Origin of the sequence: Micromonospora sp. NPDC007271, assembly GCF_040634005.1 — a bacterium.
Classification (GTDB): domain Bacteria; phylum Actinomycetota; class Actinomycetes; order Mycobacteriales; family Micromonosporaceae; genus Micromonospora.
This window is the reverse complement of record NZ_JBEYER010000120.1, coordinates 1-19,484: the sequence shown is the minus strand read 5'-3', so window position 1 is coordinate 19,484 and position 19,484 is coordinate 1. Positions and strand designations below refer to the sequence as shown.

Genomic DNA, 19,484 nt, shown 5'->3' with positions numbered 1-19,484 from the left:
TGGCACTGGCTTATCAAGCACCCTGTTGAGTTCTCAAAGAACAACCACACACCATTCGGAAACCCCCCACCAAGGGGACCCCCGTCCGGGGCAACCTCTCCAAGCTACCCGGTCGGACCTTCACTGTCAACCTCGTATCCGAGGTGATCAGCTTTGGTTCGAACCGACCCACGCTGACGCACGCCGTATCCGGCGGTCGTTACTGTCGTGGTTTCCGGCGGACCGGCCGGTCGCCGCTCTCGCGGCCACCCGCCCGGCTCCCTGCCGGCTTTCGAACTCTACCCGGTCGGTTTCGCGATCGCAACCCCGTGTTTCTCGGAGTGTCTCGCACCACCCGGATCCTCAGCCTCGCTCGGCGTCTCCGCCACGAGCCTGGTGCCCGCTCTCGGCCGGTTTGTCCTGCCTCCCGCGTGCAGAGAGAAAGTTACGCGGATGGGCTCGAGAAGGCAAATCAGGGTTCATCACTGCGTTCGTCGGCCGGGTTCCGGAGACCGGATGGCGGACGACGGCGTTCGGAGGAGACCGCCGGCGGCCCGGCCGTGCCAGAGTGTCTGACATGGATGACGTGTCGCGGTCCCCGGTGGCGACGCTCGCCGAGGAGACCCTGCTCGGCCTGCTCCTGCCGTTCTGGCAGTTGGTCATCGGCGCCTTCGTGGTCTTCGTCGTCCTCGGGTCGGTGGGACGCCTGGCCCGGCGCGGCCCCTCCCGGATGACCACGGCGCTGCTGGTCACCGCCCTGGCGATCGCCGGCTTCGCGGTCGTCGGCGTGCTTCTCGAAAGCTGACCCGACTCACAGCCGACGATTGGCGAGACTGGGCAGCTCGGCGCGGATCACCCGCAGCCGGTCGAGGTCCAGGTCGGTCACCGCCAGGCCCGGCCCGTCGGGGACCTGGCTGAGCACCGTCCCCCACGGATCCACCACCATGCTGCGCCCGAAGCAGGTCCGCCCCGGCTCGTGGTCACCGGTCTGGCCGGCGGCCGCGACGAAGCACTGGTTCTCGATCGCCCGCGCCCGGAGCAGGACCTCCCAGTGGTCCCGGCCCGTGTGCATCATGAACGCGGCGGGCACCACCAGCAGCTCGGCGGCGCCCTGCACCGCCAACCGTCGGTAGAGCTCCGGGAAACGCAGGTCGTAACAGATGGAGAGCCCGACCCGCAGGCCCTCGACGTCGACCACCACCGGCTGGTCGCCCGGGGAGACCGTCGCCGACTCGTGGTACGACACCCGGCCGGGGATCTCCACGTCGTACAGATGGATCTTGCGGTAGCTGGCGGCGAGCGCCCCGGTGCGGTCGAAGACCAGCGAGGTGTTCCAGGTGTGTTCCGGGTCGGGCCCGGCCTCGTGGAACGAGCCGGCGATCACCCACATGTTGAGCCGGCGGGCGACCCCGGCGAAGAACCTCCCCACCACGCCGTCGACGGGCTCGGCCGGCGGCATCCGGTCGGCGGTGCCGAGATAGTCGACGTACTCCGGGAGCACGGCGAGGTCGGCACCGGCCGCCGCGGCCCTGGTCAGCAGGGCCTCGGCGGCGGCGAGGTTCGCCGCCCGGTCGTCGCGGGCGTTGAGCTGGCAGACGGCGACGCGCATGGGGCTCAGCGTACGGGCGGGCGACGGCCGGCGACAGGGCTCAGCTGCCCGCCCCAACCGGTGCGCCGGCCAGGAGGACGACGAGTTGGGCCGGACGGGCTGGGGCCGGGTGCGGCCGGCACGTGGTCAGGCCGACTTCTCCTCGCGGTCCCGACGGGCCCGGCGACCGGTGAACTCGCGGGGCACGATGGTCGGGTTCACGTTCTCCAGCACCACCTCGCGGGTGATCAGCACCCGGGCGGCGTCGGGGTTGCTCGGCACCTCGTACATCACGGAGAGGAGAACCTCTTCCATGATCGCGCGTAGGCCGCGGGCGCCGGTGCCCCGGAGCATGGCCTGGTCGGCGATGGCCTCCAGCGCGGGCTGTTCGAACTCCAGCTCCACCCCGTCCAGCTCGAAGAGGCGCTGGTACTGGCGGACCAGGGCGTTGCGCGGCTCGGTGAGGATCTGGACCAGCGCCGAGCGGTCGAGGCTGCGCACATTGGTGATCACCGGGAGTCGGCCGATGAACTCGGGGATCAGGCCGAACTTGAGCATGTCCTCCGGCATGACCTGGCTGAAGATGTCGTCGGTCGACCGCTCGGAGACCGACCGGAGGCGGGCACCGAAGCCGGTGCCACCCGAACCGGTGCGCGCCTCGATGATCTGGTCGAGGCCGGCGAAGGCGCCACCACAGATGAACAGCACGTTGGTGGTGTCGATCTGGATGAATTCCTGGTGCGGGTGTTTGCGCCCGCCCTGCGGCGGCACGTTCGCCACCGTGCCCTCGAGCATCTTCAGCAGCGCCTGCTGCACGCCCTCGCCGGAGACGTCCCGGGTGATCGACGGGTTCTCCGACTTGCGGGCGATCTTGTCGACCTCGTCGATGTAGATGATCCCGGTCTCGGCGCGCTTGATGTCGTAGTCGGCCGCCTGGATGAGCTTGAGGAGGATGTTCTCCACGTCCTCGCCGACGTACCCCGCCTCGGTGAGGGCGGTGGCGTCGGCGATCGCGAACGGGACGTTGAGCATCCGGGCCAGGGTCTGCGCCAGGTGGGTCTTGCCGCAGCCGGTGGGGCCGAGCAGCAGGATGTTGGACTTGGCCAGCTCGACGCCGTCGTTGCCGGCGCCCGGCGCGCCGGCCGCCTCGGCCTGGATCCGCTTGTAGTGGTTGTAGACCGCGACGGCGAGCGCCTTCTTGGCCTGCTCCTGGCCGACGACGTAGTTGTCGAGGAACTGGCAGATCTCCATCGGCTTGGGAAGCTCTTCCCACTTCACCTCGCCGGATTCGGCCAGCTCCTCCTCGATGATCTCGTTGCAGAGATCAATGCACTCGTCGCAGATGTAGACCCCGGGGCCCGCGATGAGCTTCTTGACCTGCTTCTGCGACTTGCCGCAGAAGGAGCACTTGAGTAGGTCGCCGCCGTCACCGATCCGTGCCACCTACGTTCTCCCTGCACTCGTCGGCCGGAACGCCGGCCCTGACCTGCGGGCGCCCGGCGCCCGTCCGTCTGTCGTCCCACCCGCCGGTCCGACCCAGCGAAGCGGTACAGACCCGACGTTACCCGCTGGCGGAGGTTTCTCCGACCCCCAAAACGGGGTGTGTCAGAGGCCGGCCGGGATCACACCCCGGCCGACCTCCGACCCGGCACAGCTCAGCTCGCGGCGTGCGCCGCCAGCAGACCCTTCTTGCGGCTGGTCAGGATGGTGTCGACCAGCCCGTACTCCTTGGCCTCCTCGGCCGTCATGATCTTGTCGCGGTCGATGTCCTTGCGGACCTGCTCGACCGGGCGCTTGCAGTGGTGGGAGAGCATGTCCTCCAGCTGCGTCCGCATCCGCAGGATCTCCCGCGCCTGGATCTCGATGTCCGAGCCCTGGCCGTAGCCGCCCTCGGTGGCCGGCTGGTGGATGATGATCCGGGAGTTGGGCAGCGCCATCCGCTTGCCCGGCGTGCCCGCGGAGAGCAGCACCGCCGCCGCGCTGGCCGCCTGGCCGAGGCAGACGGTCTGGATGTCCGGGCGGACGTACTGCATGGTGTCGTAGATCGCCGTCATGGCGGTGAAGGAGCCGCCGGGCGAGTTGATGTACATGATGATGTCGCGGTCCGGGTCGGTGCCCTCGAGCGTCAGCAGCTGGGCCATCACGTCGTTGGCCGACGCGTCGTCCACCTGGACGCCGAGGAAGATGATCCGGTCCTCGAAGAGCTTGTTGTACGGGTTGGACTCCTTCATCCCGTACGACGTGCGCTCGACGAACGACGGCAGGACGTAGCGGTTGTGCACGGCCGCGAACTGGGGCGGCAGGCTCAGGTCGGTCATCGTCAGCTCCTCGGTCAGCTCAGGGTCCCGGCGCCCTCCGGAACCTGGGCGGCTCCGGTGATCACCTTGTCGATGAAGCCGTAGTCCATGGCCTCCTGGGCGGTGAACCAGCGGTCACGGTCCGAGTCCGCCTCGATCTGGGCCTGGGTCTGGCCGGTGTGGAACGCGACCCGCTCCTGGAACATGCGCTTCGTGTAGAGCATCTGCTCCGCCTGGATCGCGATGTCGGCGGCGGTGCCGCCCACGCCGCCGGACGGCTGGTGCATCATGATCCGCGCGTGCGGCAGCGCGTAGCGCTTGCCCTTGGTGCCCGCGCAGAGCAGCAGCTGGCCCATCGAGGCCGCCATGCCCATCGCCACGGTCGACACGTCGTTGTCGATGAACTGCATCGTGTCGTAGATCGCCATGCCGGAGTAGACCGAGCCACCCGGCGAGTTGATCCACAGGTTGATGTCGCGGTCCGGGTCCTCCGCCGCGAGCAGCAGGAGCTGCGCGCAGATGCGGTTGGCGACCTGGTCGGTCACCTCGCTGCCCAGGAAGATGATCCGCTCCTTGAGCAACCGGTTGTAGACCGAGTCGTCGAGGTTGCCAATGTTGTCGCCACCGCGGGCCTCGATCGCCCGGAGCGGCTTCGCTGGGATGTGCATGTCGGTCATGGCAGCCCTTCGCTCTCCGTACCGTCCTACCCGACACTAACCGCTCAGCCGGGGGGAGTACTCCCGGTCGGGGCACTGTTCGCTCTCAGCGCAGCTGTGCTGAAAGGCGTACCCCGGAAAGGGTTTCGGCCGCCGCCCAGCGCGCAGCGAGGGACGGCGGCCGACACCGACGATCAGTGCTCGTGGCTGTGCTCGGCCTCGTTCTGGGCGCGCAGCGCGTCGAGGGTGACCTCGTTCCCGGCCGAGTCCTTGATCTTGATCTTCTCCATCACCGAGGCGAGCGCCTTGCCCCGGCGGACGTCACCGAAGACGGCCGCGGCGGCACCGGAGCGGACCAGCTGGTCGTAGTACTGCTGCGGAGCCATGCCGGCGCGCTGGGCGCGGTGGACGATCTCGTGGCCGAACTCGTCGTCGGAGACCTGGACGTCCTCGGCGTCGGCGAGGGTGTCCAGCAGGAGCTGGATCTTGACGCCCTCGGTCGCCGCCTCGGTGAGCTCGGCGTCGATCTGCTCCTCGGTCTTCTCCTCGGCGGCGAGGTACTCCTCCAGGGAGGCGCCGATCCGCTCGAGCTGGTCGACCATGGCGGCCTTGCGGCTCTCGACCTCCTCACGGACGACGCCCTCCGGCGCCGGCACGTCGGCGGCGGCGACCATCTGCTCGAGGGCCTTGTCCCGGGCGGCGTAGATCTGCTCGACCTTCTTGCCCCGGGTCACCCGCTCGCGCAGGTCGTCACGCAGCTCCTCGATGGTGTCGAACTCGCTGGCCAGCTGGGCGAAGTCGTCGTTGAGCTCGGGCAGCTCCTTCTCCTTGACCGTGCGGACGGTTACCGCCACCTCGGCGTCCCGGCCGGCGTAGTCGCCGCCGACGAGCTGGGTGGAGAAGGTGGTGGTGGCGTCGGCGGCCAGGCCGACCAGGGCCTCGTCCAGGCCCGGCAGGAGCTGCTTGCTGCCGACCTCGTGCGAGATGTTGCTCGCCTGCCCGCCCGGCACCTCCTCGCCGTCGACGGTGGCGTTCAGGTCGATCTGGACGTAGTCGCCCTCCTGGGCGGCCCGCTCGACGGTCTTCAGCGTGGCGAACCGCTCGCGGAGGCTGTTGACCTGCTCGTCGATCTCGCTGTCGGCGACCTGGATCTCGTCCACGGTCACCTCGATCGAGGCCGGGTCCGGCAGGGTGATCTCCGGGCGGACGTCGACCTCGGCGGTGAAGTTGAGCGAGTCGCCGTCGGCGAACTCGGTGATCTCGACCTCCGGGCGACCGAGGGTCTTCAGGTCGTGCTCGCGGACCGCGGCGAGGATGTTCTGCGGGATCGCCTCCTGCACCGCCTCGTTGAGCACGGTGCCCCGGCCCACCCGCTGGTCGATCACGGCGGCGGGAACCTTGCCCCGGCGGAAGCCGGGAACCTGGACCTGCTGGCCGATCTCCCGGTACGCCTTCTTGAGGCTCGGCTCGAGCTCGACGAACGGCACCTCGATGGCGAGCCGCACGCGCGTCGGGCTCAGAGTCTCGACGGTGCTCTTCACAGGCGTACTCCTTGACGGATCTCGGTTGAGTCTGGGCGTGATTTCGCGCATCGAGTGTAGGCGAGCCGGCCTGCTGCTTCGGCAGCGCCCGGGTACCGCGCGGAAAATCGGCGGGCCCCGGGGCGACCCGGCCGCGAACGACAGTCGGGGTGGCGGGATTTGAACCCACGGCCCCTCGCTCCCAAAGCGAGTGCGCTACCAAGCTGCGCCACACCCCGTGGCGACGAGAAGTGTATGCCGTCCGCGCCCGCCGGGCGGTCACCGGGGCGCGCCGAACCTCGCCGCGCGGCGCCGCGGGGCGCCGCGAGGCAGCACTTTCAGGCAAGCGTGGCTTCCCGGCGCCCCGGAAAGCCACGCTTTCAGTGCAGTTGTGCGGATCTTGCGACCCGGCGACAGGAAACGGCACGTGGTACGGGGCTGCACGTCCGGTTCCGGGATTCGGTAGGCTGTCGGGCGCGCCTCGCAACAGCGGGGTGCCCGCGGGCGTAGCTCAATGGCAGAGCTTCAGTCTTCCAAACTGACGGTGCGGGTTCGATTCCCGTCGCCCGCTCCACCGGCCTCCGGCCCAGGTCAGAGGTTGCCTCCCCCGATCCTGGGAGGAGTGGCAGGCCGATCGCTGAGCGAGCGGTCCGCATCCAGCCCGCTAGAGGTCGACGGGCGGCGGGAGTTCCGTGTGCGATGTCGAGAGCCATTTCCGCTGCTCGGACGCCATGCGTCCAGGTCGGCGGGGAGCATGAACGGTCATCCTGACGTCGATCCGACTACGCTCCGGCCGAGGTGTCCGAGCCATACGCAGTGTCGTACATCGTGCCCGCGTTCCCCCCGCCGCCTTCGCCCCGGATCGTGCCCTTGCTGGAACGCCGGCGTTGGTCTTGCATCTCGGCCATAGCTCGCCGCGCGTTCCGCATGACGGGGTCACGCGTTAACGATGCGCGGGCCACCCAGCGGTGCCGCACAACGACGACGGCTGACGTAACGACGAGCAGCAGCGCGACGCCGCCCAGGACAATCCAGAGCCAGGACATGGTCATGGTCCACTCCAATCGGCCGCTGCCCGGGTTGCTCAGCGTGCCCGCCAGCGCAAGCGATCGGCCGGCCGGCCATGAATCGGGATTGCCGGGGTGTAGAAGGGCCTCAATGCTCCACCCCGACCCCGACCCCGACCCTGCTCGGAGATACCAAGCACGGCTCAGCTAGCCGGGCCACTGCTCCGCGAGTAGCCCGTAGATGAGAGTGTCAGCCCACTCGCCTTTCATCCAGTAGTCCTGGCGCAGGTGCGCTTCCTTGACCATGCCCACACGTTGGCACAGCCGCGCCGATGCCTCGTTCCGTGCATCGAGTCGAGCAATGACCCGGTGCATGTCGCAGTGCTCAAAGGCCACGCCGATGAGGGCTCGAACAGCCTCTGTGGCAAACCCGCGGCCCGACATCGACGGATGAAAAACCCAGCCCACCTCACCCCGGGACAGCGTCTCGTCGGTCGGCCACAACACAACATCGCCGACGACCTCGCCCTTGTGCTCGACCAACAGCGCCAGAGCGGAGTCGATCCGGGTGATACCCAACCGGTGGACACGCTTGGCGACCTGCTCGGCCGCGTGCTCCCGCGACCACGGTTCCCATGGAACGTAGCGAGCAACGAGCGGGTCGCCGTAGTAGGCGAGCAGGGCATCCACGTCATCCACCCGGTACTGGCGAAGAAGCAGCCGCTCGGTACGAATCGGCAATGCCAGGTCAATCATGTCGACCAGCTCACCTTCCCCCACTCATGGGCGCGATCGGCGGCCCACCATACGGGCTCGTGCCAGTAGCCGGTGCCCGGTACGGGCGCCAGCGGGCATTAGCTGCGACCCGCGCCCCTGCCCCACAGGCGTATCAGGCATCCCGACGCATCGATGGTGGCCGTGGCCCGCTCCGTGGTGTGGTATTGGTCGTAGCCCTTGATCCGGCACGGGACGACCGGGCCATGGAGACCCCGATCCGCCTCGGCTTCGGTCCGTCAGCCTGGACATCAGCCAGCTAGAGCCCCGACGACAGGGTCGCGACGACAACAGACACGAGAAGAAATCCGGCTGCGCCAGCCCCGCAACCGGCAATCGCCAGGCCGCGACCACGTTGCCCATTCGCCTTGATCCGCTTCAGTCCGACCGCGCCGAGGACAACCGCGCATCCGGTGCCCAGCAGCAGCGGGATCAGCGCCCTGACTGGCAGCGCTAGCAGGCCAGCCATGCCCACGCTGATGAACAGCAGCGACCCCAGGCCCAGGCAACATGCCGCGATCGCCAGCACGTTGTGCCCTCGCTGATTCGCAGAGAGCTGACCGCTCATGGCATGTCCCACCCTTCTCCTGGCCACGCAGAGGCTCTGGGTAGCGCCACGAGGCCCGCCCCATCCGATGGTGAACGGGACATTAGGAGAGGGCCGTACGCGCGGGCAAGGGCCGCCGGGCCGGCATGGGCCCAGCCGTTCCGCGGTGCCCGGTTCAGGGCTCGGCCCCGCCCAGCGCCCAGACGTTCACCAGCAACGCCGATCCCGCAACGGCGGCCACCAGGATGGCCAGGCCGCCGCTGAAGAACAGGACGGCGCACAGCGCGCCGAGGGCGGCGCCGGCGACAGCGAAGGCGACGGCGCGCTGCCACCACCGCCGCCCACTGGGCGGCGGCGTGCCGGCCGGGATGATGAGGAAGTCGTCGAGGTCGGCGCGGACGTCGGCGCGCTCTTCGAGCACCAGCCGCTTCGGCGGCCGGTGCCGCAGCCGGCCGATGGGAACCAACCGGACCTGGCCGGGCAGTTCGACGACCACCCGCCGCTTCGAGGTCACGTCACCGTGGACCGTCACCGGCACGGGGGCGTTCACCGAGTCCACGGCAGGATGCCACACCACCCGCTGCCAGCGGACCGGTCTGCCGTGCCGGTCGGCGGCCAAGCTGATCCAGATGCTGTCGCCGAGGGAGATCGGCGGGCCGTCGGGCCGGAGCCCCGCCAGCACCGACGCCACCATCGAACTCCCGGGGCGCTTCACGGCCTGCCCGAACAGGACGCCGCGCAGCGCCCAGCCGAAGGCGATGAGCACAGCCACGATCCCGGCGACCGCGATCGGCACCATCAGGTCGTCCTCCGCGCTGGTCTCGTCGGGGTCGGCGGGGAAGCCGCGGGGTACGGACGCGGCCGGGTCGTAGGCCACCGGGAACCGCTGGTCCTTCCGGTAGCGGTCCGTGTCGTAGATCGCGAAGCGTTGTACGTGTGCCCGGCCGGCATGGTCCACCCACCGGACCCGGATGTCGCCGTAGTCGCCGATCCCGTCCTCGATGACGGTGCCCGCGACGACGGCGGTGGCCCGGTCCCGGGCGCTGACGTACTGGTACGCGGGCCAGCCGAGCGCGACCGCGATGACGGCGAACGCGAGCGCCGACGCGGCGAGGGCGAGGAGCGCGACCCGCAGGGCGGGACGTGGTGGGTTCATGGGACCGCCGGCTCCCCGGTGGCCGAGAGCAGCGCCCGAAGCTGGGCCGGATTCCCGTTCACGGCCTGCTCGACCAGGTCCGCCACGTCGATCAGTTCGCCTGCCGGGTTGACGAGCACGGCCGCCGTCCACCGGCTGGCCCGCGCCCATCCGGCCTGCAGCAGGACCCCGCTGAGCGCGCGGCCGAGGCTGGCGACCAGGACGTCACGCCCGGCTTCCGTCCGGACTGGCGGGGGCAGTCTGCCGATCTCCGGGTCGAGTGCCCGGGCCAGCCGCAGCCAGCTCCCGTCCGCCACCGTGTCGGCTGCCACGGCTACCGCGCGGCGTACCGAGTCCTGTCCCGTTACCTCGGCCAGCTGCGCGCCGGCCTCCCTGAGTGCCCCCTCGAAGCGTTCCGGCGCGGCGTCCAGGACCCGAACCGGCCGCAGGTCGTCCGGGTCGGCCTCGGAGCCGACGAGATCGCGTACGCACCGGCGCCGCAGCGCGTCGGCGTCGCGCAGCGCGACCGGCCGGCTGTCGTCCCAACCGAACCCCGGGTGCTCGGGCAACGCGGCGAGGCGGATGGCGGGCGGGGGGTGGCTGGCGGCGGCCATCGGGTCGACCTCGTCGCGCTCGGCCGCCGCCGCCATGCGCCGGGCGACGTGGGGGTCGCCGAGTGCCGCGTCGAGGGCTTCGTACAGATCGTCCGGGTAGGCACCGTCCTCCCCGAGCACCGCCGCCCACTCCTCGCCGAGCAGGTGGAACGCCGCGGACATCGGGCCGAGCTGGGCAAGGGCCCTGCGGACCGCCGCCGTGCCCGCGACGGCGGCGGCGTCGGCGTCGCCGGCCAGTTCGGCACTCCAACTGCGCGCCTGACTCGCCCGAAGCAACCGTTCGGCCACCGCGGCCGGGGCGCGGAACCGGTGGTCGAGACTCTCCACCAACGACTCGCGGGCCCCGAGCAGCAGGCTGGTCCGCCGGTCGCGGTTGCGCTGCTGATGGGCGATCTCGTGGGCCACCACGGCGGCGAGTTCGGCGGCGGTGAGCCGGCGCAGCAGCGGCAGCCCGAGGAGGAGTACGCAGGTGCGGGCCCCCGACGCCCTGGCCAGGACCGTCCCGGCGTCCGGCTGGGGGGTGACCCGGACGAGCAGCGGAGCCCGGAAGCCGAGCCGCTCGGCTACCTGCCGTACGAGGGCGGCAAGCTCCGGCTCGTCGGCGGGACGGATCGGGTGACCGGGGAAGCGAGGTCGGTGCGTGGCCGCGGCGATCGCCGTGACCACCAGCACGGGAAGCGAGAGGGTCGCGGGGAACACCACGTCGCGGAAGATCGCCAGGACACCGAGCGCCACCAGGCCGAGCCCGAGGGCGGCGGGATGAGCGGCGGCGGTCATCGCCGCGACGAGCGCCCAGTCGCGGACCGGCGACGGGCTGGTGCCGGGACCGCTCGTGGTCACATCCATCTCCCCCTTGCTGTCGTGGCACCGAGAGTACGGTTCCCGGCGCGCCCCGGGAAGCCATGGCGAGCCCGACGCCAGGTGGACGCTGCGATCACCGGAGATCACCGGGCGGCAAGGGCTGCGTACGATGCGGGCCGGGCAATCCCTCGGGTGGAGGTAGCGACGGATGTCAGGCCAGCAGGACGGTTTCGCCCTCGGCGTCGACCTCGGCACCTCGAACACGGTGGCCGTGCTGCGCTGGCCGGACGGGCGTACCCGGCCGTTGCTCGTGGACGGACAGCCGATCCTTCCCTCCGGTGTGTACGCCGACGCCGAGGGCCGCCTGCACGTCGGGCGGGACGCCCAGCGGTTGGCTCAGGCCGACCCGGACCGGTACGAGCCGAACCCGAAGCGCCGCGTCGACGAGCCGGACGTGGCGCTCGGCGACCGGCGGCACACCCCGGCCGAACTGCTGGCCGCGATCCTGCGCGCGATCGGCGAGGCGGCGGTCGGCGCGATCGGGTTCCTCCCGCCCGCGGTGGTGACCTGCCCGGCGACGTGGGACGCCGGGCGCCGACAGGTGCTCGCCGACGCGCTCGCGCTCGCCGGCTGGCCGTCGGCGGCCGAGCACACCCTGTCCGGTCCCACCCCGCCGGGGACCCGGTTGCTGCGCGAGCCGGTGGCCGCCGCGCGCTACTACACGGAGGTGCTGCGCCGGCCGGTCCCGGTCGGCGAGTCGGTGGCGGTCTTCGACTTCGGCGGCGGGACGCTGGACGTCACGGTAGTCCGCAACGAGGGCGCCGACCCGTGGGGCGACTCCGGCTTCACCGTCCTCACCTGCGGTGGCCTGGCCGACCTGGGCGGTCTCGACCTCGACGCCGCCCTGCTGGCGCTGCTCGGCGAACGGATCAGCGCCGCGCACCCGGCCCGGTGGGCACGGCTCACCGAACCGGAGAACACGACCCAGTGGCGGGACCGGCTCCAATTCGTCGAGAACGTGCGGGGCGCGAAGGAGATGCTCTCGCGTGGCACGGTGGCACCGGTGGCCGTACCGGGGATCGAGGCGGCCGTACCGCTGACCCGGGAGGAGTTGGAGCGGGTCGCGATGCCCCTGCTGCGCCGGGCGGTCGCCGAGACGCGGCAGGTGGTCGCCGCCGCCGGGCTGACGCCGGAGCGGCTGGCCGGGCTGTTCCTCGTCGGCGGGTCGTCCCGGATCCCGCTGGTGGCGCGGCTGCTCCACGCCGAACTGGGGATCGCGCCCACGGTGCTGGAGCAGCCGGAGCTGCCGGTCGCCGAGGGCGCGCTGACCGACCTGCCGCTGCGCCGCAACCGGCCGGCCGCCGCCCCGCTGCCGCCGGCGCCGTCCGCGCCCGGGCCCGCCCCGGCGACCCCGACCGGATCCGGCCGGCCCGGATCCGGGCCGGCCGGCGCCCTGGAGGCGGCCCTCGTGGCTGCCCGGCCCGCTGCCGGCCCGGCCGGCACGTTGCTGCTCCCCGAGGGGACGCTGCCGGCCGACGCCGACCACACCCACACCGAGCCCGCCGAGGCAGGCCGCCCCCACCCCGCGCCCGCCGGCACCGTGCCGCTCACACCGGAAGCGCCATCACCCGGCGAGGCAGGCCACACCGAGCCCGCCAGCACCGTGCCACTCCCCCCGGGAACGCCGCCGCCCGCCGAGGCTGGCCACACCCTGCCCGCCGGCACCGTGCCCGCCAGCACCGTGTCCGGCCTCGGACCGGCCGGCACCCTCCCCGGCCTCGGGCCCGCCGGGACCCTGCCCGCCGGCGTCGCGCCGGGCTCGCCAGCCGCAGCGGGTACGCCGACTCGGGTCTTCGCGGCCGGCCAGGAAGCTGCAGCCGGCCACGGAGCAGCGGCCGGCCAGGAGACAGCTGGCGGCCCCTTCGCCCCGACCGGGCCGAGCGCGGCGGGCCGGCAGCCCCACGGAGCCGCGGGAATCCCGCATCAGGCGGGGCCGTGGCCGGGCGTACCGCAGGCGGGGTGGTCGGGCGTACCCGGGCCGGGGATGCCGGGGTCGCCGGCCGCGCCGGCGCGCGGCGGTGGGCGCTCCCGGGCGCTGTGGATCTCGCTCGCCGCGCTGGCGGCCCTCGCCGGGGTGACCACGGCGGCGGTCCTCTACCTGACCCGCGACCGCCACCCCGAGCTGGACTTCGCGCCGCTCGGCAAGGGATTCCGAGTGGCGGCGGGCGCGGAGCGGCCGAGCGACATGTTCACCGCGGTCGCGGGTGACCGCGTCTATCTGGCCTACCCGCGCGACGACCGGCGGCTGGCGGTGGTCGCCGTCGAGGCGGCCACCGGCCGCGAGCTGTGGCACCGGGAGAGCACCGACCCCGCCGACCGCTGGCAGGGCCTCGTCGCGCTGCCCGGCGCGGTGGCGCTGCTCGCCGACGCGGCGGGCAGCTCGACGCCCCGGCAGCTCGAGGTGCTCGACGCCGGCTCGGTTGACCGGCGGTGGCGGCACACCGTGCACGGGGACGACGAGCTCTTCGCCGGCGAGGAGGTGCTGGTCCTCGCCGACCGGCCCGGCAAACGGCTGGTCGGCCTCGACCTGCACGACGGCAGCGAGAGCTGGTCCCTCGCCGACCCGACCGACGAGTACGGCACTTCCCGGACCAGCGTCCACGCGGTGACCACGGATGAGGGGCTCGCCGGCCCCGGGTTCGTCGACGGTGCGCCGCGCGACCCGGGACCGGCCCCGGTCCGGCAGCTCGTACAGGTGAGCGCCGACCGCTCGGTCCGGCTGATCGACGTCGCCACCGGAACCGAGCTACGCCGCCAGACCAACGTGGTCCGGCCAGACGATCTGGTCGTCGCCCACGAGGACCGGCTGTACGTGGTGGACGACAACCGGCTGCTGCTCGCGTACGACCTGGGCAGCCTGGCCAAGCCGAGCGTGCTCTACCGGTTCCCGGACGACCGGCACCGGGCCAAGGCGCTGGTGCCGTGCGGCGAGCACCGGGCCTGCCTGCTGGAGGTGGCCGACGCCGACGAGCAGACCGCGAAGGTGGTGGCCGCCACCGAGGGGAAGGGCGCGGAGCGCTGGGATGCACCGGGCATGAACGAGCTGATCCCGATCGGCACGCGGGTGCTGGCCCGACGGACGTACCCGGAACCGGCGGCCACCCTGTTCAGGCCGGACGGCCAGCGGGTGCTCGACGACGAGGAGGGCGTGGCCGTCCGGGTGGACGCCGGCAACCTGCTGCTCTTCACCGACCGGCTGAGCAGCAGCGAGGGCGACCGCAGCGTGTCCGGGGTGGGCGCCGGATCCGGCAGGGTGGTGCCGCTGGGCAACCTCAAGGACGTACGCAGCGAGTCCTGCTCGTGGAACACCGAGATCATCGCCTGCGGCTCGGCCAAGGACTTCGTGCTGTACCGCTTCGTCGCCTGATCGACCGCTCCGTCGTCTGATCGCGCCCGCGGCTCAGCCCGCCGGGCGACGGATGAACCCGGCTCGGCCGGGTAATGCGGCCGTCGTCCTGGTGGAGTGACGACCGGCGTCGCGGGGTGCCGCGACCGGGTGCGCGGGCGGGCGGCCGGACGCCGACCCGCCCGCGGCCACGGCTCAGCCGGCCCGCCCGCGGCGGCTCAGTTGCCGGTGACCCAGTTCCAGGCGGCCACGACCCACTCGGTCTGCTGGAGGTAGGCGACGCCCACCCCGGCCAGGAAGAGCGCGGTCACCAGATGGGCGCCGCGGGCGCTGCGGCGTATCCGGCCCAGCTGCCGCTCCCAGATCAGCCGGCCGAGCAGGCGGGCGAGCGCGAAGAGACCGGCGGCCGTGAGCAGGCTGAGCCCGAAGGTGAGCAGCGGGATGGTCAGGTCGCCCCGGCCGGAGATCGCCCAGATGCCCCAGCAGACGAAGGCGAAGAGGGCACCGGCGGCGCTCCACTCCCCACCCCGGCGCAGCTGCGCCAGGTGCCAGCTCATCGGGCGGCGCGGGGCGGAATCGGCGGACCAGGCACCCGGGTCGACGGCGGGGAACGGCTCGGTCCGGGGCGTATGCGGCTGCCCCACCGACGCCACGCCACGCCGGAACGCGTCCCGCTGCGGTGGCACCACCCCGACGCCCGGCTGCGGCGGCACCTCCACGGTGCGCTCGGCCCACGGCTGTGTCTGGTCCACCATCTGCTGTCCTCCCCCTCGACCGACGCCGGGCACGGTACCGAGGGTAGCGAGCCGGCAAAGAAGGTAGCGAGCCGGCAATTCGGTCGCCAGCGCCGAGGGCGATGCGTTACACACGTCCGATGATCGACGCACTGACACCCCAGGCCGAGGACTTCGACGAAATCAGGACGCTGCTGGCGCTCATCTTTCACGGCGACCTCGATCCCGAGCTGCTGGAGATTGAACGCGCCGCCTTCGAGCCGGAACGTTCCCTGCTGGTCCGCGACGACGGGACCGCCGTGGCACACGCCGGCGCGTTCACCCGCGAGCTGACCGTGCCGGGAGCCGCCGTGCCCGCCGCGCACGTGACGATGGTCGGGGTCGCTCCCACCCACCGCCGCCGGGGCCTGCTCACCGGGCTGATGCGCCGGCAGCTCCGCGAGATCCGCGACGCCGGCCGCGAGCCGGTCGCGGTGCTCTGGGCCAGCGAGGGCCGGATCTACCCCCGGTTCGGTTACGGCCTGGCCGCCCAGCGGTACACGCTGAGCTGCGACACCACCGAGCTGCGGCTGCCGGAACCGGCGTCCGCCGAGGGCACGCTCCGCCTGGACCGACCGGCCGCGCACCAGGCCGAGCTGGCCCGACTGTACGACCGGGTACGCGCCGGCCGTCCCGGCTGGTCCAGCCGGGACGAACACTGGTGGGCGTACGTGCTCGCCGACGCCAAGGCCCTGCGGGGCGGCGCCACCGAGCGTCGGGTGCTGCTGCACGAGGGGCCCGACGGCCTGGACGGGTACGCCCTCTACCGGACCAAGGGGGAGTGGGACCGGACCGGCCCGCGTGGCGAGGTCCGGGTCGACGAGGTGGTGGCCGGGAACCCGGCGGCGTACCTGGCGCTGTGGCGGCTGCTGCTGTCGCTCGACCTGACCCGGCGGCTGTCATTCGACCGGGCCGCCGTGGACGAGCCGCTGCTGTGGCTGGTGAACGAGCCGCGGCAGCTCGGCGCCCACCTCGACGACGCCCTCTGGGTACGCCTCGTGGACGTCCCGGCGGCGTTGGCCGCCCGCCGGTACGCCACCGACGTCGACGTGGTCGTCGAGGTCACCGACGAGCTGCTGCCGGAGAACGCCGGCCGGTGGCGGCTGGTTGGCGGGCCGGCCGGGGCCGAGTGCACGCCCACCACGGCGGCGGCCCAGCTCACCTGCGACGTACCCGCCCTCGGCGCGCTCTACCTCGGTGGGGCCGGGCTGGCGGCGCTCGCCGCCGCCGGCCGAGTCCGGGAACTGGTGCCGGGCGCGTTGGCGGCGGCCGGCCCGGCCTTCGGCTGGCACCGCGCCCCGGCCCCGATGGAGGTCTTCTGACGCGGGCGCGGCGGTTCGCGCTCCGAGAGCAGCCGGCTCCGGCCCGCGTTCGCCGCACGCGCGCCGCCCCACGGCTCCGGCCGGCCGAGCGGCGCGCGGGGCGCGGCGGGGCGGTACGGTCGGGTGATGGGTGATGCGGAGCGACGGCGACGCCGGCTGCGGCACCAGAGCGCGGCCGGAGCGGCGGACGGTGAAGGTGCCGCCGGGCGCCCCGGCAGGCATGAGCCCGACGGCACCTCCGCGGCGGGGCCGACCGCGACCACGGCCGCAGTGCACGACGACGACGGCTCCAGGTCGCCGCGTGGCGCCAGACGCGCCGAGCCGGAGTTGTCGGACGGCTCCAGGTCGCCGCGTGGCGCCAGACGCGCCGAGCTGGAGTCGTCGGAGCCCCGGCCGCGCCGCACGGGTCCCGCCACAGAGGAGGGCGAGCGGGGGCTGCGCGGCCTGGTCGGCTCGGGGTCCTCACAGGTGAGCGTGACCGCCGCGCTGCGGGCGCGGGACGCCGCCCGGCCGTCCGACGCGGACCTGGCCGAGGCCGAGGCTCGCGTCGTGATCGTGCGCCGCAACTGGGTACCCCGGGAGGAGCTGCCCCGCACCAACCGCTGACCGCCGGCACCGGGCCGGCGGGCGCAGCGCCGTGAACTCCCCGCCCCGCTGAGGCGGGAGCTGCCCGGGCGGCCCCGCCGCCGTCCGGACCGATGCGCGCCGGCGGGGCGGACCGGCGTCAGGCGGGCAGGTCGGGCAGCTGGCGGCCCTGCTCGTAGGCCGCCACCTGGGCGATCCGGCGGGCGTGCCGGGGGTTGCCCGAGAAGGGCGTGGTCAGGAACGCCTCGACCAGGGCGGTCGCCTCGTCCAGGGTGTGCTGGCGGGCGCCGACGGCGACGATGTTGGCGTCGTTGTGCTCCCGAGCCAGCTGGGCCGTGTCGACGTTCCAGGCGAGCGCCGCCCGGACGCCGGCGATCTTGTTGGCGGCGATCTGCTCACCGTTGCCGGAGCCACCGATGACCACCCCGAGGCTGCCCGGGTCGTTGACCACCCGGTCGCCGGTGTGCAGGCAGAACGCCGGGTAGTCGTCGTCCGGGTCGTAGGCGTGCGGACCGACGTCGACCACCTCGTACCCCTGCTTGGCCAGGTGGTTGACCAGATGGCCCTTCAGCTCGAAGCCGGCGTGATCGGATCCCAGGTAGACGCGCATACCGCGCAGTGTGTCAGGCCCGCCCCCGTGCCGGCGCGCGGGCGGCGGCACGGAGGCGGATTCGTCACAGGATCTGCTGCGGCAGTTCGGCGACGACCAGCCCGGCGCGCGCCTTCGGAGTGAACCAGGTGCTCTTGCGGGGCATCTTCTCGCGGGCCAGGTTGACCGCGACGAAGTCGTCCACGGTCACCGGGGCGATGAGGATCGCCAGCTCGGCCCGCCCGGCGTCGACCTCGCCGGTGAGCCAGCTCGCCGGGTAGTCGCCGCCCACGTAGGTGATCCGCTTGTCCCCTGGGTCGAGGCCGAGCGCGTCGCGCAGCAGCAGCCGCTCGACCAGGGCGTGATCGAGGTTCTCCAGCCGGCCGCCGTCGACGTGCGGCAGGGTGACCGCGTACCCCTGCCCGGCGAGGTGAAGGTGGATCGTGCCGCCGGTCGACGGTACCTCGACCCGGCCGTTGACGGGGGTGACCTGCGCGCCGGCGGCGCGGAGCCGGTCGAGGAGCTCCGCCGGGGTGGTGGTCAGCTCGCTGACCAGCCGGTTGTAGGGCTGGATGGCGACCGAGGCGGGCGTGGTGACCACCGTGAGGAAGCGGGGCAGGCCGCCGGTCTGCGCGGCCAGGCTGCGGTGGTTGCCGTCCGCGACCACCAGCTCGCCGCCGCCCGCGAGGGCGGTCAGCCGGTCCTGCTCAGGGCCGGGGCCGAGCAGCCAGATGGCGTGCGTCCGCCCGGCCTGGTCGACGTCGGTGGCGGCGGGCGCGCCGGCCGTCTCGGTCGCCGCGGCGAGCGCCGCGTGCAGCTCGTCGCCGCGCCCGGTCTGCAGCAGCAGTACGGGCGAGAGCAGGTGACCCAGCGCCTCGGCCAGCGCGACCCGCTCCCGGACCTTGGCGATGAAGACGTCCTCGTTGCGGATGACCAGACCGGGCTCGTCGGCCCGGGTGGAGATCTGGTCGGTGTCGACCATGGCGAAGAGCCCGTACGCGGTCTCCTCCTCCGGCGCGCTGATCCGGTAGAGCACCACGACCTGCTCGGCCGGGGTGTAGCTGCCGTCCGCCTTGGCCTCGGCGAGCCGGGCCACCGCGTCGGGCAGCGCGTCGAGGAAGGACTTTCCGAGGCTGTCCGGCGCCCGGTGGGGCATCTCGATGCCCAGGGCACTGTGCGGGTTCGCCGCGACGATGGTGGTGATCTCCGCCTCGTCGGCGAACTCGTCGTAGTTCTGCGCGCCGGTGCCGCCAGTGGTGATCCAGGCCCGGGCGATCGGATGCACGACCGTCATGCTCGCTGACGCTACCCGCGCCGCCCACCCCGCCGGTGCCGGACCCTCACCGCTTCCACCAGATGAAAGGAGGGCCCCTGCTTGACGGCGGCGGTGGAGAGGGTCCCCCTTCTCCACCGCCCCCGCTCAGCCGGTGCGGTGGCGGCCGGGGCCCGGGTGGCGGGCGGGGGCGGCCAGGCGGGACGCGGCGGAGTTGAGGCGTACCGTCGTGGCGCCGACCGGAGCCGGACGCCCGGCCGCGGCGCCGGACCGGATCGGGCTCTGGGCCCGGGCCGGCAGGGCCACGTCGCCGGGCGGGGTCATCCGGGAGGTCGCCACCACCCGAGCCACACCGACCACGATCGGCGGGGCCAGCAGGTCGACCATCTCGGCCGGCAGGGAGGGCCGTACGGCGGGCCAGTCGCCCTCGGCCACGGACCAGTACGTCGCGTCGGAGTCCTCGGTCGCCGGCTGCGGCGCGTCGTCGGGCATGCTGCGGTGCTTACCCATGGGATTGCCTCCAGGAGCTGCCGGGGTACGGCCGGCACGGGCCGCCGGCCAGGGGCCGACGCCTGGCGCCCCGGCGAGACGTGGCGCAGCGGCTACGTGCCGCTCCAG

17 protein-coding genes and 2 tRNA genes are annotated in these 19,484 nt (G+C 72.8%); 5 read left to right on the top strand and 14 right to left on the bottom strand.

The genetic code is table 11. The features are described from left to right. Positions 1 to 556 precede the first annotated feature (556 nt). Positions 557 to 784 carry a hypothetical protein gene (locus ABZ570_RS29775; protein WP_358070777.1) on the top strand — a complete coding sequence of 76 codons (228 nt, stop codon included), beginning with the start codon at positions 557 to 559 and terminating at the stop codon, positions 782 to 784. Between the two features lie 6 nt (positions 785 to 790). On the opposite strand, the gene ABZ570_RS29770 is transcribed toward ABZ570_RS29775, so the two are convergent. The 6 genes from ABZ570_RS29770 to ABZ570_RS29745 all read right to left on the bottom strand — a co-directional run bounded on the left by ABZ570_RS29770 (position 791) and on the right by ABZ570_RS29745 (position 6,279). After that, complete coding sequence (locus ABZ570_RS29770) at positions 791 to 1,588, bottom strand: carbon-nitrogen hydrolase family protein (RefSeq protein ID WP_358070775.1); 798 nt, start codon at positions 1,586 to 1,588, stop codon at positions 791 to 793. Between the two features lie 126 nt (positions 1,589 to 1,714). Continuing rightward, complete coding sequence (gene clpX, locus ABZ570_RS29765) at positions 1,715 to 3,010, bottom strand: ATP-dependent Clp protease ATP-binding subunit ClpX (RefSeq protein ID WP_358070773.1); 1,296 nt, start codon at positions 3,008 to 3,010, stop codon at positions 1,715 to 1,717. A gap of 212 nt (positions 3,011 to 3,222) precedes the next feature. Continuing rightward, a complete protein-coding gene (locus tag ABZ570_RS29760; protein ID WP_358070771.1) occupies positions 3,223 to 3,885 on the bottom strand; it encodes an ATP-dependent Clp protease proteolytic subunit in 663 nt (220 codons plus the stop codon). Between the two features lie 14 nt (positions 3,886 to 3,899). After that, the gene (locus ABZ570_RS29755; protein WP_357859594.1) at positions 3,900 to 4,541 is read right to left on the bottom strand and encodes an ATP-dependent Clp protease proteolytic subunit; all 642 of its coding nucleotides are present in this window, start codon (positions 4,539 to 4,541) and stop codon (positions 3,900 to 3,902) included. 173 nt (positions 4,542 to 4,714) lie between these two features. Beyond that, positions 4,715 to 6,061: a trigger factor gene (gene tig / locus ABZ570_RS29750; protein WP_358070769.1), complete on the bottom strand. Its 1,347-nt coding sequence runs from the start codon at positions 6,059 to 6,061 to the stop codon at positions 4,715 to 4,717. A gap of 144 nt (positions 6,062 to 6,205) precedes the next feature. After that, a tRNA-Pro gene (locus ABZ570_RS29745) sits at positions 6,206 to 6,279 on the bottom strand. A gap of 261 nt (positions 6,280 to 6,540) precedes the next feature. Here ABZ570_RS29745 and ABZ570_RS29740 point away from each other — a divergent pair. Next, positions 6,541 to 6,614: transfer RNA gene (locus ABZ570_RS29740), tRNA-Gly, on the top strand. Between the two features lie 640 nt (positions 6,615 to 7,254). On the opposite strand, the gene ABZ570_RS29735 is transcribed toward ABZ570_RS29740, so the two are convergent. From ABZ570_RS29735 to ABZ570_RS29720, 4 genes are all read right to left on the bottom strand, one after another. Continuing rightward, complete coding sequence (locus tag ABZ570_RS29735) at positions 7,255 to 7,803, bottom strand: GNAT family protein (RefSeq protein ID WP_358070767.1); 549 nt, start codon at positions 7,801 to 7,803, stop codon at positions 7,255 to 7,257. A 277-nt stretch (positions 7,804 to 8,080) separates the two neighbouring features. Further along, positions 8,081 to 8,389 carry a hypothetical protein gene (locus tag ABZ570_RS29730; protein WP_358070765.1) on the bottom strand — a complete coding sequence of 103 codons (309 nt, stop codon included), beginning with the start codon at positions 8,387 to 8,389 and terminating at the stop codon, positions 8,081 to 8,083. 154 nt (positions 8,390 to 8,543) lie between these two features. Further along, positions 8,544 to 9,524, bottom strand: coding sequence for a hypothetical protein (locus ABZ570_RS29725; protein ID WP_358070763.1), 981 nt, complete (start codon positions 9,522 to 9,524; stop codon positions 8,544 to 8,546). After that, positions 9,521 to 10,963, bottom strand: a complete 1,443-nt coding sequence (locus ABZ570_RS29720; RefSeq protein ID WP_358070761.1) for a M48 family metalloprotease — start codon at positions 10,961 to 10,963, stop codon at positions 9,521 to 9,523. Before ABZ570_RS29720 ends, ABZ570_RS29725 begins: the two co-directional genes overlap by 4 nt. A gap of 163 nt (positions 10,964 to 11,126) precedes the next feature. Here ABZ570_RS29720 and ABZ570_RS29715 point away from each other — a divergent pair, with 163 nt between their 5' ends. Continuing rightward, positions 11,127 to 14,345, top strand: coding sequence for an Hsp70 family protein (locus tag ABZ570_RS29715; RefSeq protein WP_358070759.1), 3,219 nt, complete (start codon positions 11,127 to 11,129; stop codon positions 14,343 to 14,345). A 197-nt stretch (positions 14,346 to 14,542) separates the two neighbouring features. On the opposite strand, the gene ABZ570_RS29710 is transcribed toward ABZ570_RS29715, so the two are convergent. Next, complete coding sequence (locus ABZ570_RS29710; protein ID WP_358070757.1) at positions 14,543 to 15,079, bottom strand: hypothetical protein; 537 nt, start codon at positions 15,077 to 15,079, stop codon at positions 14,543 to 14,545. Positions 15,080 to 15,198: 119 nt separating this feature from the next. Between ABZ570_RS29710 and ABZ570_RS29705 the strand changes: the two genes are divergently transcribed. Continuing rightward, a complete protein-coding gene (locus ABZ570_RS29705) occupies positions 15,199 to 16,419 on the top strand; it encodes a GNAT family N-acetyltransferase (protein WP_358070755.1) in 1,221 nt (406 codons plus the stop codon). A 270-nt stretch (positions 16,420 to 16,689) separates the two neighbouring features. After that, positions 16,690 to 17,025, top strand: coding sequence for a hypothetical protein (locus tag ABZ570_RS29700; RefSeq protein ID WP_358070779.1), 336 nt, complete (start codon positions 16,690 to 16,692; stop codon positions 17,023 to 17,025). Positions 17,026 to 17,143: 118 nt separating this feature from the next. On the opposite strand, the gene ABZ570_RS29695 is transcribed toward ABZ570_RS29700, so the two are convergent. From ABZ570_RS29695 to ABZ570_RS29685, 3 genes are all read right to left on the bottom strand, one after another. Further along, complete coding sequence (locus ABZ570_RS29695) at positions 17,144 to 17,614, bottom strand: ribose-5-phosphate isomerase (RefSeq protein ID WP_358070753.1); 471 nt, start codon at positions 17,612 to 17,614, stop codon at positions 17,144 to 17,146. 64 nt (positions 17,615 to 17,678) lie between these two features. Beyond that, on the bottom strand, positions 17,679 to 18,887 hold the full coding sequence (locus tag ABZ570_RS29690; protein ID WP_358070751.1) for a DUF1015 family protein: 1,209 nt from the start codon (positions 18,885 to 18,887) through the stop codon (positions 17,679 to 17,681). A gap of 126 nt (positions 18,888 to 19,013) precedes the next feature. Next, the gene (locus tag ABZ570_RS29685) at positions 19,014 to 19,376 is read right to left on the bottom strand and encodes a hypothetical protein (protein ID WP_358070749.1); all 363 of its coding nucleotides are present in this window, start codon (positions 19,374 to 19,376) and stop codon (positions 19,014 to 19,016) included. Positions 19,377 to 19,484: the final 108 nt, after the last annotated feature.